This window comes from Streptomyces sp. NPDC017448 (assembly GCF_044330565.1).
Classification (GTDB): domain Bacteria; phylum Actinomycetota; class Actinomycetes; order Streptomycetales; family Streptomycetaceae; genus Streptomyces.
Window position 1 is genome coordinate 1 of record NZ_JBIRLM010000037.1, and the last position, 1,416, is coordinate 1,416.

1 protein-coding gene is annotated in these 1,416 nt (G+C 72.4%); it reads right to left on the minus strand.

Translation table 11 applies throughout. The annotated features are described in order from the left end of the window. Positions 1 to 17: 17 nt before the first annotated feature. A partial coding sequence (locus tag ACH4K1_RS32205; protein ID WP_398093067.1) for a transketolase family protein occupies positions 18 to 1,416 on the minus strand: 1,399 nt, incomplete at its 5' end.

The following is a 1,416-nucleotide window of genomic DNA, read 5'->3' on the forward strand; positions in this document are numbered from 1 at the left end:
AGTGGTGTCTACCGGCGTCAGCGTGCGGCGGCTTCGAGAGATTCCCGGGCGGCGGTGGCCACGTGCTCGGGGGTGAAGCCGAACTCGCGGAACAGCACCTTCGCGTCGGCCGAGGCTCCGAAGTGCTCCAGCGAGACGATCCTGCCCGCGTCGCCCACATACCGGTGCCAGGTGAGGCCGATGCCGGCCTCGACGGCGACCCGCGCCTTCACCGAGGGCGGCAGGACGCTGTCCTTGTATCCCCGATCCTGCTCCTCGAACCATTCCACGGACGGCATCGAGACCACGCGGGTGGGAACACCGTCCGCCTGCAGCTGCTCGCGCGCCTGGACGGCGAGGTGCACCTCGGAGCCGGTCGCGATCAGCAGCACCTGCGGCTCCGCGCTCTGCCCGCCAGTCCCTTCGGCCTCCAACAGGACATACCCGCCCCGGGCCGCGTCCTCGTTCGCCGCATACGTCGGCACGCCCTGGCGGGTCAGCGCCAGCCCGTGCGGGGCGCCCTTGCCGAACACCTTGGTGTAGCGGCGCAGGATCTCGCGCCAGGCGATGGCGGTCTCGTTGGCGTCGGCCGGGCGCACGATGTTCAGACCGGGGATGGCGCGCAGCGAGGCCAGGTGCTCGACCGGCTGGTGGGTGGGGCCGTCCTCGCCCAGGCCGATGGAGTCGTGCGTCCACACGTAGGTCACCGGCAGGTGCATCAGCGCGGAGAGCCGCACCGCGTTGCGCATGTAGTCGGAGAACACCAGGAAGGTACCGCCGTAGATCCGGGTGTTGCCGTGCAGCGCGATGCCGTTCATGGCGGCGGCCATCGCGTGCTCGCGGATGCCGAAGTGGATCGTGCGGCCGTAGGGGTCGGCCTCGGGCAGCGGGTTGCCCGCCGGGAGGAACGAGGACGTCTTGTCGATCGTGGTGTTGTTGGAGCCGGCCAGGTCGGCGGAGCCGCCCCACAGCTCGGGCACGATCTCGCCCAGCGCCTGGAGCACCTTGCCGGAGGCCGCCCGGGTGGCCAGGGACTTGCCGGGCTCGAAGACGGGGAGCCTCTCCTCCCAGCCCTCGGGCAGCTCGCCCGCGGCGATCCGGTCGAAGGAGGCGGCACGCTCCGGGTTGGCGGTGCGCCACGCGGCGAACGCCTTGTCCCACTCCGCGCGGGCCTCACGGCCGCGGTCCAGGGCCCGACGGGTGTGGCCGATGACCTCCTGGGAGACCTCGAAGGTCTGCTCCGGGTCGAAGCCCAGGACCCGCTTGGTCGCCGCGACCTCGTCGTCGCCGAGCGCCGAGCCGTGCGCGGCCTCGGTGTTCTGCGCGTTCGGGGCGGGCCAGGCGATGATCGAGCGGGCCGCGATGAACGAGGGGCGCTCGGTCTCGGCCCTGGCCGCCTGCAGCGCCGCGTACAGACCCGCCGGGTCCAGGTCGCCG